Raw genomic sequence first — 13,541 nt, forward strand, 5'->3', positions numbered from 1 at the left:
GACCGCATAGCGTAAATAAGCGATTTTCGTTCTTTTTTTCAATCATAAGGAGGCGACAACATACGAGTAGAAATAAAGTCATCATATAAAAAAGACTGGGACAAAACACGTCATTTGCCTTTTTTAAAGATTGCAACAAAAAAACGGGAACCGCGCCGTAGCGTAATTCCCATTTTTTTATGCTCATAGTAGCGGTTGTTTTTGCGTATGTCAAAGTCTCTTTTTACTTATCTTGTCTCTGTATTAAACAATACAATATTAATTTCTGCATTATATTTTTTCTTCTTCAGATTTGATATACAAATAACATCTTTTTTCATGCTGAGTAGGCAGGTAACCGCATGCTATCAAAAAACTTTCTGCTGTCGTTTTGCCAACTTGCTTGAAATAGGCACATAATTGTTCAATTCGGTTTTCTGGTGGTACGACATCAAGGAAATTTTTGAAGCTACCATATTGTTTCTGAATAGTTAGGAGCTGCTGTGCGTTATAAACAGTAGCAGCGATTTTTGCCGTATGCCGGATAATCGATGCGTCCTCTTTCAACTTCTTTTTCTTAGCGTCATCAAACTGCGCAACATGTTTTATCGTAAAATTAGCAAATGCCTGTTTAAAACCGTCGCGTTTTCGGTAAACAGTTGCCCATTTTAAACCTGCCTGGAAAATTTCAAAGGTCAATGCTTCAAAAAGCTCGTCATCGGTTTCTCGCTTTGTTCCCCAAATCTTATCATGATAATGGATGAGATCGGCATCATACTCACACCATCTACAGCGAAACTTTTCCATTGGATCACCTCATATTTTTCGTTTATTATAACAAATATCGAACAAACGTTCTAATTATATGACTTAAAAATATGATACACTTAAAACGCATTAAAGGAGGTTGAAAAATGGACGGCAAAAATCGTAAAGATGTATATAGTGGTCTGAAAGTTGATATTGTATTAAAAAAAGACCAACGTACAGGTAAGACTGTACAAGGAATCGTGAAAGACTTATTAACAAATAGTAGCTCACATCCCCATGGTATTAAAGTACGCTTGACAGACGGGCAAATCGGGCGTGTATGTAACACTTATCCGGAGAAATAAACGTGTTAGTTATAGTGTGTCTAAAGGAATTGTCATTTCAGGCAATTCCTCTTTTTTATCTTCGTTTAAAACGTTTTCTATCATTAAATTAATAACTTTAGTAAACCTTTTTTATTTTATATAAGTTAACTATGTTAATTTAAGGTAACTTTTATAATTAAATAGAATAAAAGTATTTATTTTAATACATTATTGCTTATACCGATAAGGCATACTTACGCGAACTAGCAAAAAAAGGATATTTAATTTTCGATTTCGTTTCAATTCTGAAAAAAAGATGAAAAAGCGCACACATTACGAATTTCGAAATATTTTTAAAATTATATTGAAAATTTGAATAATTATTTCTATAGTTAGAGTATTAGATACAAAGGGGTGCAAGAATGAAAAAATCAAAGTTAATCGTTTCATTAAGTGCGGCATTGCTATTAGCGACAGTGCCATTTACAACAACGGATGTCACGGCAGATGCTAAAGTGGTGGACAAAACTGTACCTGTGCAGTTTTTAGGCATGAATGATTTACACGGTTATATCGATGGCAACAACAAAAAAGATGCCAATGGTGCCGTAATTGGGGGTATGGCTTCTCTTGCATATCATTTCGAACAAGAAAAGGCAGCTTTTGCAAAGGCAAATAAATTAAAATCAACTAAAAACTCATTAGCGATTCAAGCGGGTGATTTAGTTGGTGGTTCTCCTGCAATTTCCGGACTACTACAAGACGAGCCTGTTATGAATATCGTCAATGCAATGAATTTCTCTGTAGGTGCTTTAGGGAATCATGAATTCGATGAAGGCATTGATGAATTTAAGCGACTTCTTAAAGGAGACGCACCAATTAAAAACGTGACACAAAATTATGAGCTCGTGAAAGATTATCAGTATAATAAATCGTCTATGGATGTCCTATCAGCAAATATTAATGACAAAAAAACAAATAAGCTTTTAAAAGGCTTTAAACCATATGTGATTAAAAAGGTAGACGGCGTTAAAATCGCCTTTATTGGCGTGGTCACACCAAGTATTAAAGATGTTGTGCTGGCACAACATACACAGGATATCGACATTGTAGATCCTGGGAAGGCTGTTGCGAAATATACAAAAGAGTTGCGCAAAAAAGGCGTAAAAGCAATTACTGTTGTGGCACATGCTTCTGTATCAGCGAATAAAGAAGCAAATTCTTCTATTCCAACACAAAAAGATGAGCAATTAACAGGTGAAGTAATCGACATGCTAAAAACGGTGAATAAGCTCGATCCGAAAAACTCAATTGACGTCGTATTTGGTGGTCATAATCATGCGTATGCAAATGATACATACAAAAAGGTGCGTATCGTTCAAGCCTATAATTATGGTGAAGCCTATTCGGTTGTAAACGGTAAAATTAGCAAGAAAACAAAAGATTTTGTTTCTACTCCATCGGCAACGATTAAATACAATTATACACAGCCTGCTGATGTATTGAATTCAAATAAAGTATCGAAAAAGGTTAATAAAATTGTCACAGAGGCGAAAACAATCGTTGGGAAAATTATGGACCAACCAATTGCTACCTTAGACGTTGAAAGCTTATCAAAAACCGCACCAACAAAAGTACGCCCGACCGACCAGTACCCTATCGGCGGCTCTGAAGTCGGTAACTTAGTAACAGATGCACAGCTAGATTATGCGCGTTCAATTGATGCAGAAGTAGACTTTGCATTTACAAACTCTGGTGGTGTACGCTCAAACTTAAATGGTATCGCAAGTGCTAATGGCTTTACAGTTACACGCGGTGCAGCACAAGCTGTACAACCATTTGGCAATACATTAAACATCATTGAATTAACAGGCGCACAAGTAAAAGCAGCAATTAATGACCAATTCATCGGTGGTTATGGTTTAGAAATGGCGGGGTTAAACTATACATTTAATGAAAATGGCGTCGTTGATGTTTTTGTGAACGGACAAAAAATCGATGAAGATCGTATCTATAAAGCGGCATTAAATGACTTCTTACTAGGAGGCGGCGATAAATTCCCAACCTTCATTGGCGCAAAAGTGACACAATATTTAGGTGTTGATACAGATATTTTCATTAATTATGTTGAAAAAATAGGGACTATTAAAAAAGAAGATGTCTCGACATTACGTTTAGAACGTGTAGAATAATGCAAAAAAGACAGCTCCTATTCACTGGGGCTGTCTTTTTTTATAAAATGTACATCGATTCCTCAAATTCATGCTAAAATAGGCGTTGCGAAATGCTAGGAGGAAACAATGAATACACAAGATTATAAATGGATCACACAAGGACGAGACGTTATTATGGCGCAATGCGCACAATTAAATGAGGCACAATTAGCACAATCACATGGCTTTGCATTAGATAGCGTTAAAGATACATTATTACACATTACAAAATGCTATCGTAACTGGATTGGCTCATTTTTATTAGGCAATGATTCTATTGAGGACTTCCCCGTAGAGATTGTAGAAAAAATGACATTAGCTGATATTCAAGAAGTATATGTACTAGTTGATAAATACGTCGCATTAGCCCTTCAAACATTTGAAGATTCGATGGATGTGATGACTTCTTCCGCATCTGACTTTAAAGCAACTGTACAATACGAATATCGTTTTATTTGATAGCTTATAAAAATAAAAGCCCTTCCTAGATAGTGGAAGGGTTTTTATTTTTTGACATCAATCGCAATTACATAACTAACATCGCCTTTATCCCATCTTGCTGAAATGGTATACATATATAGTCCCTTTTTAGTCGGTGCTTTAAATGTCTGATTTTCTCTTTTTACGTCAATTGAATGCCCCGCTTCATCTTCTAATAATATACTTTCAGAATCTCCTACTGGTTTTTTACTAAATTGATAGCTCAGTATAGCCCCTGGTTTCACAACAGTTGGTGTAATAAATCCCTCTTTCACCATTTGTGTCGGTGCTATTTTATCGACACATTCACTTGATATTAAGCTACTCCAGCAATAAGTTCCTTGTGTGACTTCTACTATCTTATTATCCGCTTTAACTGATAGTGAAGGAATCCCTGTTGCATAATTCCAATAAATAGCGCCACCAATCATTACCATAATAACAACAATTAATGTTATTTTTTTCATTTATACTCCCATAACTGATTTGCAATATCAAATGGATTTTCCGTAAGTACATCATGTCCGGTGTCCACACGTATACAATTTGTTTGCGGCAATGTTGTCATAAATCGCTGCATGGCTTTTTGGCGCACTTGTTCGGCTTCTATAGGCTGAGTCGCAATAAACAATGTGATCGGTTGCATAAGTGCTGGTAGTTTAAATTGATAGCTTATTTTTGTATAGGCAACCGCTGTTTTCTCCGATACCTTTAATTGCACATGTCCATCTGTATGATGAAAACGTTGGAACACCGCTTCTTCAAGGACATCATTCCATCTTAGTGCCTCTTCTTTTTCAGCTTCTACTGCTGCTTCAAATGTTGGAAACTGCATTTGGGCGATAAACTGCCTAGCGCCTTCGATTTCTTGCTCGAGCGATACGCCAAAATCTGCCGACTGTAAATAGCCACCATCTAATAACACTAGATGCGCTGCATTTTTCGGAAAGCGCTGTGCATAAGCTAAGCAGATGATTGCGCCAAGTGAATGCCCGACTAACATGACAGGCTCGGTCACCTTATGATGTAGCCATGCCACTAGCTCCTCCATTGTAAAATCAGCTAACGCTTCTTCCTCACCATGTCCGGGCAAATCATAAGCCTCTATATCCTCATTCGGTAATAGCTGTTGCAACTCTTTAAAATAATGCTTCGTACTCCCTAACCCATGTAAACAAACCCATTTCATTTTCTTTCCCCCTTAAATATAAGTATATTTCCTTTTAATTAAAATAACTACCATTTTTACAAATGTGTAGCAACACTAACACCATATTGCAAGCGCTAACATAGGCGCAGTGAAAAGATTTGTACTCCTGTTCACTAATTGTTATATTTGGAATAAATAAGGATATTAGGAGGTATTTGTATGGTTGATTGGACAGCAGAATATGATGTGGTAGTCGTTGGTTCAGGGGCAAGTGGCTTTGCTGCAGCTATCACCGCTAAAAATGAGGGGCTAAAAACATTACTTATCGAGAAAGAAGCAGTATTTGGCGGTGCATCGGCGCTTTCTGGAGGCGGTGTCTGGATTCCAAACAATCGCTATTTAGTCGAAGCAGGCGTGGCTGATTCTTATGAAGATGCTAAAAATTATTTAGATTCAACGGTTGGAAAAAATAAGAGAATAGATATAAAAAAGTACCACGGGCCTATAGGTATTAAAATTCTGGCATCCTACTTTTTGTAGCGTAAGACGCACACAATTTCGTCCATAAAAATAAAGCCCACTTCTTTAAAAGTAAGCTTTAATAAATAGATGGATAGCTAGCATTGTTATCGATTATTATCGTCTTCTACATTGGCTTCAAAATTTTCTAATTCCTCAGCAGAAATCGTCTCAATAGGCATTGGATAATCCTCTTCTAATGCTTGCTCTGGCTCAGATTTTGCCGATAAATAATTACGACCATAGGATGCATTTGTTTCAAGTAAATCTTTCACATCAATCCCAGTCGTTTCTTTTAGGGATTTTTGGACCATGGCCATGACACCGACTGTATTTCCCGCGACGCTTTGTACACCGCCTCCTTCTGCTCCAAAATCCATCACCTGTACATTATCAATCGATGCAAGTGGCTCTGCAACGGCGCGCGCAAAATCTGGCAGTACTTTAATTAACATTTCTGCAATCGCTGCCTCACCGTATTCCTTCATTGCTTCAGCTTTCATCTTAATCGCTTCCGCCTCAGCAATCCCCTTCTCACGTATCGCATCAATTTCGATTTGATTTTTACGTGCAACCGCATCATTTTCTACTTTTAACTGAAGTTCCTTAGAACGCGCATCCGCTTCTGCTGTACGTTCTGCAATACGTGCTCTCGCATCACTCGCGATGACATCCTTTTCTGCAATGATTTGCGCATCGATAACTGCTTGCTGTTTCGCTAACTCTTTCAGCTCTAATTGTGAATTTTCACGTTCCCGCTTTGCCTGTGTTTCTTTTTCAATTAAATCGAGTTCTAGCTCAGCTTGCTTTTTCTCATAGGCTTGCTTTGCAATCGCACGTTGCTCATTTAGCTCACGCTCACGACGTGTTTTTTCAAGCTCTAAATCATTTGCAGCTTTTGTCTGCTCTAATTGTAAATCCGTCCGTTGACGTGTAATTTCAATATCCGATTCATTTTTCGCACGTTCTGTTAACTGCGCATTACTCGCTTTATTCTCCTCAATTTGACGCTCTGCATCAGAACGCGCATTTTGTGCCTGTTTTGACGATTCAGCAAGCTTTGTAATCCCTAAGTTTTTTAAATAGCCAAGCTCTGAATCGTATTCATCTGCATCTAATACACGGTCTAATGAAAAGTTGACAACATTGAAGCCCATCGCCTTTAAATCCGCCTCTGATTTCTCTTGTACAACTTGAATAAAGTTTTCTCGCGCATTATTTACTTCAAGCGCTTCTTGCTCGGCAACTGTAGTACGCAGCTTACCTTCTAGAATAACGCGTAATTCTTTTGAAATTTCCTCTTCTGCCTTGCCCATAAATTGCTCCGCAAATTTAATGACAGATTCAAGTTCATCGGCTACTTTAATCGTTGATGTCGCATGAACAGTAATCGGTACTTCATCTCGCGTTAAAATCCCTTCTGCTTTTAATGGAATTTGGAATGAGTTCAATGAAATAGAATCAGCAGATTGGAATGGCGTAACAAGTACCGTGCCCCCACGTACGACACGAAGGCGACGACCATCTTTAATATAGACGCCCGCTTCCCCCTCTTTCCCGATATTTTTGCCTGAAATAATTAATGCCTCGTTCGGAGCGACCTTTTTATACCCGAATTTAAACATGTAACTTCCCCCTTTTTCGTGGTGGATATAATTTCCACTTACTATAAGTTTATGGGAATTGATTACTCATTTCAATGCATAGCCGGTAGGACGGTGCTGAATCACTACTATTTCTAGGTACTCTCTAGTTGAATGTTCTTATAATTTAATATCGATATGATATAATTTGTTTTGAAAAATGAAAAGTTAGGTGATGATTTTATGAAACAACGAAAAGAAGGTTCTTGTACAACGATTTTAGTCGGTAAAAAAGCATCGATTGATGGTTCAACGATGATTGCGCGGAATGAAGATAGCGGAAGTGCTTCGTCTAATCCACAACGTTTTATCGTGATGAATCCACAGGATCAGCCACGTCATTATAAATCAGTGCAAAGTACATTTGAAATCGACTTACCAGAAAATCCAATGCGTTATACATCTACACCAGATGCAGCAGAAGGCTTTGGTATTTGGGGAGAATCTGGTATCAATAGCGCCAATGTAGCGATGACTGCAACAGAAACCATCACGACGAATACACGTGTATTAGGTGCAGACCCATTTGTTGATAATGGTATCGGTGAAGAAGACATGCTTACATTAGTACTCCCTTATGTACACTCTGCTAAAGAAGGCGTACAACGTTTAGGAAGTATTTTAGAACAATATGGCACATACGAATCAAACGGTATCGCTTTCTCTGATGCCGATGATGTATGGTATATGGAAACAATTGGTGGTCACCACTGGGCAGCTGTTCGTATTCCAGACGATGCTTATGTCGTGGCACCAAACCGCTTCAATATTGATCATTTTGACTTTGATTCAGCGGATACACTTTTCTCAGAAGGATTACGTGAGTTTATCGAAGTTCATCATTTAAATCCTGATTTTGAGGGCTATAATTTACGCCATATTTTTGGTAGTGCTTCAATTAAAGATACCCGTTATAACAACCCTCGTGCTTGGTATGTTCAACAATTCTTTAACCCAGAAATCGAACAGCAACCAATGGAACAAAACCTACCATTTATTTGCCATGCTAATCGTAAAATTTCGGTAGAAGACGTCAAGTGGGCGCTTAGCTCACATTTCCAAAACACCGAATTTGACCCATATGGTGAAGGCAGCGAAGATACCAAATTTATGTTCCGTACAATTGGTATTAACCGTAATCAGGAATGTCATATTCTACAAATCCGTCCAGACGTTTCACCAGAAATTGCCGGTGTACACTGGCTTGCATTTGGACCGAATACATTTAATGCCATCGTTCCTTTTTATGCAAATGTATTAGATACACCAGCTTGCTACCGTGATACAAAATCGACATTTGATATTACAAAAATTCATTGGCTAAGTCATACAATTGCCCTGCTTGGAGATACGAATTTTGATTTATACAGCGATCTACATCGTGCCTACGAACAAAAAACGGTGGCAAGTTGCCGTAATATGCAGCTATTAGCAGACCGCGAGGCTACTAAGCAAACAGACATTCAAGCTTATTTAGGCCAAGTGAATGAGGAAATGGCGACATTATGCTTTAACAATACGAACCAGTTACTCGGTAACATGATGGCAACTGGTACAAAACATATGTCTTTAAACTTCTCATTAAACGATTAATCTACTGAAAGAGGCTGGGACATACGTGTAAAAACAACCTCTCCTATGAGCATAAGAAAAACCGGAATCGCGCTGTTGCGCGGTTCCGGTTTTTCGTTGCGAACACTAAAAAAGGAAAATAAAGTGTTTGTCCCAGCCTCATTTTTTTACGTGTTCATAATCCATTCATAAAGAGAGATTATACTCGTGATAACGACTTAAGGAAAGGAAGTATACAATGTTTTCATTATCAATTAAAGAAATGACTTTTTTTAAATTAAAGTATTTATTGATTGGGTTTATTTTATTTTTTGTTGCAGCGCTCGTATTTATTATTAGTGGATTAGCAAATGGGCTAGCAAACGATAATGCCTCTTCTATGAAAGAATTAGAGGTAACAAATTTTTATTTAGCGGAGGATAGTGAAAATCGATTAGATCGATCACAGTTTACAATCGAACAAGCAGAAAAAGCGAAAGATGCTTCTGCATTTGGTGTTCAAATGCAAACAACTGAAAAAGATAAAGATAGGAAAAAAATTGACAGCACGTTTATGACATTTGAAAACAAAAAATTATTACCAACTATTATAGAAGGTAAACTGCCTCAAAACGCTAATGAAGTTATTGTTGATAAAACAATGCAAGAACATGGCGTAAAACTTGGTAGTGTGCTTTATCTACCGTCTGTTGAAAAAAAGGTAAAGGTTTCAGCATTCACAGAACATTTTACGTATAGCCATACACCGGTAATCGTTATCCAGCCTGCACTATGGGAAAAAGTAGGATTTACTTATAATGCGCTTGTTTCAACTTCAGGGACACCTGCACAATCAATTGATGGTGACTGGTCAACCAAAGAAGATGTTGTGGCACAAATTCCAGGCTATAGTGCAGAGCAAAGTTCTCTAAATATGATGCTTAGCTTCTTAATTATTATTGCTGTATTCGTATTAGGAGCTTTCTTCTATATTATGACGATTCAAAAAGTACAACAATTTGGTATCTTAAAAGCAATTGGCGCGAAAAGCAAATCACTTATTCGCACAACGATGCTACAAGTATTCATTTTATCAATTACTAGCATTACACTTGCTGCGCTATTCGCTTATATCTTACCTCTATTTATACCAGAAGGAATGCCATTTGTTTTTGAGCCAACAGTTATTTTAAGTTATGGTGCCGCGTTATTTGCAGTTTCATTAATTGGTGCACTCATTTCAACAATTAGTATTGTAAAGGCCGATCCAATTCAAGCAATGGGGAGAGTAGAATAATGACATTAAAACTTCAACATATCACACAGCAATTCCAAGATGGTGATGATACATTAACAGTTGTAGAAAATTTAGATTTTGAGGTAAATAAAGGAGAGCTTGTCGCAATTATTGGTCCGTCTGGATGTGGTAAAAGTACGGTTTTATCAATTGCGGGAGCACTTCAAACTCCAACAAGCGGAGATGTTTTCATAAATGGCGAAAATATTTCAAACTACCCTAAAAATAAATTAGCAGATGTGCGTCTAAAAAATATCGGCTATATTTTCCAAGCATCAAACTTAGTACCATTCTTGACGGTAAAAGATCAGCTAAAAGTAGTTGCTGATTTAAATAATACTTGGGATGAAAAACGAGCGGATGAATTATTAGAAGCGGTTGGTATGAGTCACCGGAAAAAACAACATATCCAACATTTATCTGGTGGTGAAAAGCAACGTGTTGCTATCGCTCGTGCATTTATGAATGATCCAGAATTAATTTTAGCGGATGAACCAACTGCATCGCTTGACGCAAGTCGTAGTGAAGAAATTGTCGCATTGATTGCGCATGAGGTGCATACACGTAATAAAGCTGCCGTTATCGTAACACATGATGAGAGTGTTTTACCTTACTGTGATATCATTTATGAAATGCAACAAGGAAAATTGGTCAAACAGAAAGAAACATCGCAGTAATTGCGATGTTTTTATTTTTCGACATCTTTTGTCTATTTTTGTCGAAAAAAGTTTTGCGTTATTTCTATTTAAAAAAGCTAGATTTAGCTAAAAAAAGTAATTTTTTATAAAAAAGGCTGTATTAAAGTCCTAAAAAGTGTGTTTTTTATCGTTTTATACGACTTTAATTGATTGACGCAGAAAAAAAGAATTGGTATGATAGTTTCCGGATAAAGATTTTGTCGAAAAATGACGAATTAATTATATATTATTAGGAGGATTTCCCCCATGAAATCTACAGGTATTGTACGTAAAGTTGACGAGCTAGGCCGTGTCGTTATTCCTATCGAATTACGCCGCACATTAAAAATTGCAGAAAAAGACGCATTAGAAATCTACGTTGATGATGATAAAATTATCTTAAAAAAATATTTACCAAATATGACTTGTGCTGTTACAGGTGAAGTATCAGATGATAACTTCCGCCTTGCTGGTGGCAACTTAATCTTAAGCCCAGAAGGCGCACAAATATTAGTAAAAGAAATTCAATCTCAATTAAACAAGTAGTCATTCATGCATGCAAATGGCGTAATAACGCTATTTATAGCTGTTTTCGCAAGATAAATAATAAACTCCCTAGTCATTCATTATATAACGAATGTGGGAACTAAGTGGGAACTGAAACGGGAACTACGTTAAATAAGTATATATGTTTTTAAAATAGGCCGGCGAGTGGCTTTTTATATAATAATGCTCTTTCTATGATTTTATAGAAAGAGCATTTTTTTATTTTAAAAGCTCATAAATTTATTACATACATTTTTCTACATCATTGTTAGCATAAATAGTACAGAGATGGAGGGATTATTATGAAGAAACTATTATTGGTCGCTTCAGTTGCTTTCGCATTAATTCTAGGCGCGTGTGGAAGTGACGAGTCGAGCGAAAAGAAAGCAGCTGCAGAGGAGAAAAAAGAGAAACCGACAGAAGCATTCACATATAACGAAATAGACCTTGAAGCGGATGATGATGGCGAATTCGATGTCTCATTAACTGTTAGTGAGGGATATAAAATTGATAAAGCGGACGGAGCGGAAATTGAGGACTGGGGCGACGGTGACGTAGATCTTGTAGGAGTAATAGCCAAAGATAATAAAAAAGCTGAGATAACCGTCACTGCAACAAATGGCGAAGATACACAAGAAGAAATAATTACGATTGATAATAGCGAAGCTTATAATACTGTTGCCCAAGCGGAGCAGGATAAAAAAGATTTGAAAGCAGCTAAAAAAATAGCAAGAGAAAATAGTAAAGAAATCACATACAAACATCTCATTAAGACAAGTGATGGTTATGTTGGTACTGAATACTACATTGCTAAGGCAAAAGTGGCACAAGCTTTCGAAGAAAATGGCAAGACTGTCCTTATGGTAAATATGTCGAATGAAAACAATTATTGGACAGATTTAATTGCTATTGCTTATAACGGCTCAACAGATGTAATACAGGACGATATTGTAGAAGTATATGGGTATGTAGCTGAACAATATACATATCAAACCAAAATCGGCGGCACAAATACAGTACCATTGATACTAGCTAGTGAAATAAAAATATTACCTTAAACAAAACCGCTTCTAGCAAGGCGCTAAAAGCGGTTTTGTTTTATTAATGTTCTTGGAGTTTGGCTGGCATTTCTAATGATTCATTTTGGAATAATTGATTAAGTTTGTCTGAAAAAGAAGAATCATTTTGTATTTTATAGCGCAAAGTGTCCGCTAATTGATATGGGTAGTTCATATTTTCAAAAGTTTCATGTATTTTTTGTGTAAATTCACTACTTGTAATAGCTTTATATTCTAGACTATATTTTAAGTAAAAAGTAATTAACCACTTATGATTATTAGCAAAAGTGAAATCTTTTAAGCGTGGATATTCCGTATCAAAAAGCATGCTTTCTAAAGTTGGTATTATAGATTTTGTCATATTGAAATATGTTAATTCGTTAGCATTCTCAAAGAAGTCATCTTTATACTGTAAATCATTCAGAAAAAGATCAATAGCTTCTTCTTGTTGATTAAAAGGAATTACATCATGCTTAATCAATTCTATGAAAACCTGAGATGCCCTATAATCTCTTTTAGCAGGTAGATACTTCTTCCACAAAATTCTTACGCAATCATCATTTTTTAAAAGTTGAACTAACCTAGGCGAACAACAAAAAAGTTCAAATAATAAATTTAATTCTTTTTTTAGTTGACCTAAATAGAATGGTTTATGTTCTTCTAAATCGAAAAAACTAATTAAAAGGTTGGTTTGTTTCTTGCTCAATATATAACCTTCAAAAAGTTGAGCTGAATTGCATAATTCAATAACTTTCTTGAAAATTTCTCCACTTTCTTCAATCGGTATATGATTTCTTAAATATTCTACTATGTATTCAGGTGATTCATTTTCGGGCGTTTCATAACTATCTAAATACTTTTGTATATTAGCTATCAAAAATAATTTTCCGCCATTTATATGAAACTTTCCTTCATTTGAAATAATGAATGACCAAAGACTTTCTACATGACTAGCTTCTATGGGATTGTTTTTTCCGTGTGCGCAGTCGTTCCTTCGATAAGACCAATAAATATATTGTTGTTTTAAATCATCTGTTAAATCAAAAATCTTCTCCTCTGGCTTAGAAATTCTTATATAGTTTCCTAAAACTTTATCAGCATTATCCTCGTTCATTAATGCCTTCTTTTTATGTGACCACTCTTCTTCCTTTAATTCATATGCTATTGGTAAGATTGAAGAATGAAGAATACGCTTTTTCAAAATTCTTTGGAAACCTGTAAAAGAAAATAAAAGCGCTGCCCTATATGCTCCTGCTTTATAACATATAATAGCTTCCTCAAAAAAGATCTTATTAATTTCAGGAGCATAAATTTGATCTTCCAACCATTTTTCGAATGATAATTTCAATGTA

At 36.2% G+C, this 13,541-nt stretch carries 14 protein-coding genes; 9 read left to right on the forward strand and 5 right to left on the reverse strand.

Annotated features, from left to right (window positions below; all coding sequences use genetic code 11):
* Positions 1-270 precede the first annotated feature (270 nt).
* Positions 271-786, reverse strand: coding sequence for a DNA-3-methyladenine glycosylase I (locus tag ACFSY7_RS02870; protein WP_126991830.1), 516 nt, complete (start codon positions 784-786; stop codon positions 271-273).
* Positions 787-893: 107 nt separating this feature from the next.
* Between ACFSY7_RS02870 and ACFSY7_RS02875 the strand changes: the two genes are divergently transcribed.
* The 3 genes from ACFSY7_RS02875 (at position 894) to ACFSY7_RS02885 (ending at position 3,727) form a co-directional block, all read left to right on the forward strand.
* A complete protein-coding gene (locus ACFSY7_RS02875) occupies positions 894-1,094 on the forward strand; it encodes a YwbE family protein (protein WP_126991829.1) in 201 nt (66 codons plus the stop codon).
* A gap of 383 nt (positions 1,095-1,477) precedes the next feature.
* Complete coding sequence (locus ACFSY7_RS02880; protein WP_380146736.1) at positions 1,478-3,247, forward strand: bifunctional metallophosphatase/5'-nucleotidase; 1,770 nt, start codon at positions 1,478-1,480, stop codon at positions 3,245-3,247.
* Positions 3,248-3,355: 108 nt separating this feature from the next.
* Positions 3,356-3,727 (forward strand): DinB family protein, encoded by a 372-nt coding sequence (locus ACFSY7_RS02885; protein ID WP_380146737.1) that lies wholly within the window; start codon positions 3,356-3,358, stop codon positions 3,725-3,727.
* 44 nt (positions 3,728-3,771) lie between these two features.
* Here the strand turns inward: ACFSY7_RS02885 and ACFSY7_RS02890 are convergent, their stop codons facing one another.
* Together ACFSY7_RS02890 and ACFSY7_RS02895 are read right to left on the reverse strand one after the other, a co-directional pair.
* On the reverse strand, positions 3,772-4,215 hold the full coding sequence (locus tag ACFSY7_RS02890) for a hypothetical protein (RefSeq protein WP_380146738.1): 444 nt from the start codon (positions 4,213-4,215) through the stop codon (positions 3,772-3,774).
* On the reverse strand, positions 4,212-4,937 hold the full coding sequence (locus ACFSY7_RS02895) for an alpha/beta hydrolase (protein WP_380146739.1): 726 nt from the start codon (positions 4,935-4,937) through the stop codon (positions 4,212-4,214). Before ACFSY7_RS02895 ends, ACFSY7_RS02890 begins: the two co-directional genes overlap by 4 nt.
* A gap of 180 nt (positions 4,938-5,117) precedes the next feature.
* On the opposite strand from ACFSY7_RS02895, the gene ACFSY7_RS02900 reads away from it, so the two are divergent.
* Positions 5,118-5,438: an FAD-dependent oxidoreductase gene (locus ACFSY7_RS02900; RefSeq protein WP_380146740.1), complete on the forward strand. Its 321-nt coding sequence runs from the start codon at positions 5,118-5,120 to the stop codon at positions 5,436-5,438.
* A gap of 86 nt (positions 5,439-5,524) precedes the next feature.
* Here ACFSY7_RS02900 and ACFSY7_RS02905 read toward each other — a convergent pair whose 3' ends face one another.
* Positions 5,525-7,042 carry a flotillin family protein gene (locus tag ACFSY7_RS02905; protein WP_126991823.1) on the reverse strand — a complete coding sequence of 506 codons (1,518 nt, stop codon included), beginning with the start codon at positions 7,040-7,042 and terminating at the stop codon, positions 5,525-5,527.
* A gap of 201 nt (positions 7,043-7,243) precedes the next feature.
* Here ACFSY7_RS02905 and ACFSY7_RS02910 point away from each other — a divergent pair, with 201 nt between their 5' ends.
* The 5 genes from ACFSY7_RS02910 to ACFSY7_RS02930 all read left to right on the forward strand — a co-directional run bounded on the left by ACFSY7_RS02910 (position 7,244) and on the right by ACFSY7_RS02930 (position 12,189).
* Positions 7,244-8,653 (forward strand): C69 family dipeptidase, encoded by a 1,410-nt coding sequence (locus tag ACFSY7_RS02910; protein ID WP_380146742.1) that lies wholly within the window; start codon positions 7,244-7,246, stop codon positions 8,651-8,653.
* Positions 8,654-8,870: 217 nt separating this feature from the next.
* Positions 8,871-9,908 carry an ABC transporter permease gene (locus ACFSY7_RS02915; protein WP_380146743.1) on the forward strand — a complete coding sequence of 346 codons (1,038 nt, stop codon included), beginning with the start codon at positions 8,871-8,873 and terminating at the stop codon, positions 9,906-9,908.
* Positions 9,908-10,585: an ABC transporter ATP-binding protein gene (locus ACFSY7_RS02920; protein WP_380146744.1), complete on the forward strand. Its 678-nt coding sequence runs from the start codon at positions 9,908-9,910 to the stop codon at positions 10,583-10,585. The genes ACFSY7_RS02915 and ACFSY7_RS02920 overlap by 1 nt, the downstream gene beginning before the upstream one ends.
* A 267-nt stretch (positions 10,586-10,852) precedes the next feature.
* Positions 10,853-11,131 carry an AbrB/MazE/SpoVT family DNA-binding domain-containing protein gene (locus ACFSY7_RS02925; protein WP_126991817.1) on the forward strand — a complete coding sequence of 93 codons (279 nt, stop codon included), beginning with the start codon at positions 10,853-10,855 and terminating at the stop codon, positions 11,129-11,131.
* A 302-nt stretch (positions 11,132-11,433) separates the two neighbouring features.
* Positions 11,434-12,189 (forward strand): hypothetical protein, encoded by a 756-nt coding sequence (locus ACFSY7_RS02930; RefSeq protein WP_380146745.1) that lies wholly within the window; start codon positions 11,434-11,436, stop codon positions 12,187-12,189.
* Between the two features lie 43 nt (positions 12,190-12,232).
* On the opposite strand, the gene ACFSY7_RS02935 is transcribed toward ACFSY7_RS02930, so the two are convergent.
* Positions 12,233-13,537: a hypothetical protein gene (locus tag ACFSY7_RS02935; RefSeq protein WP_380146746.1), complete on the reverse strand. Its 1,305-nt coding sequence runs from the start codon at positions 13,535-13,537 to the stop codon at positions 12,233-12,235.
* Positions 13,538-13,541 lie beyond the last annotated feature (4 nt).

The sequence above is a fragment of the Kurthia populi genome (genome assembly GCF_042686175.1).
Lineage (GTDB): Bacteria > Bacillota > Bacilli > Bacillales_A > Planococcaceae > Kurthia > Kurthia populi.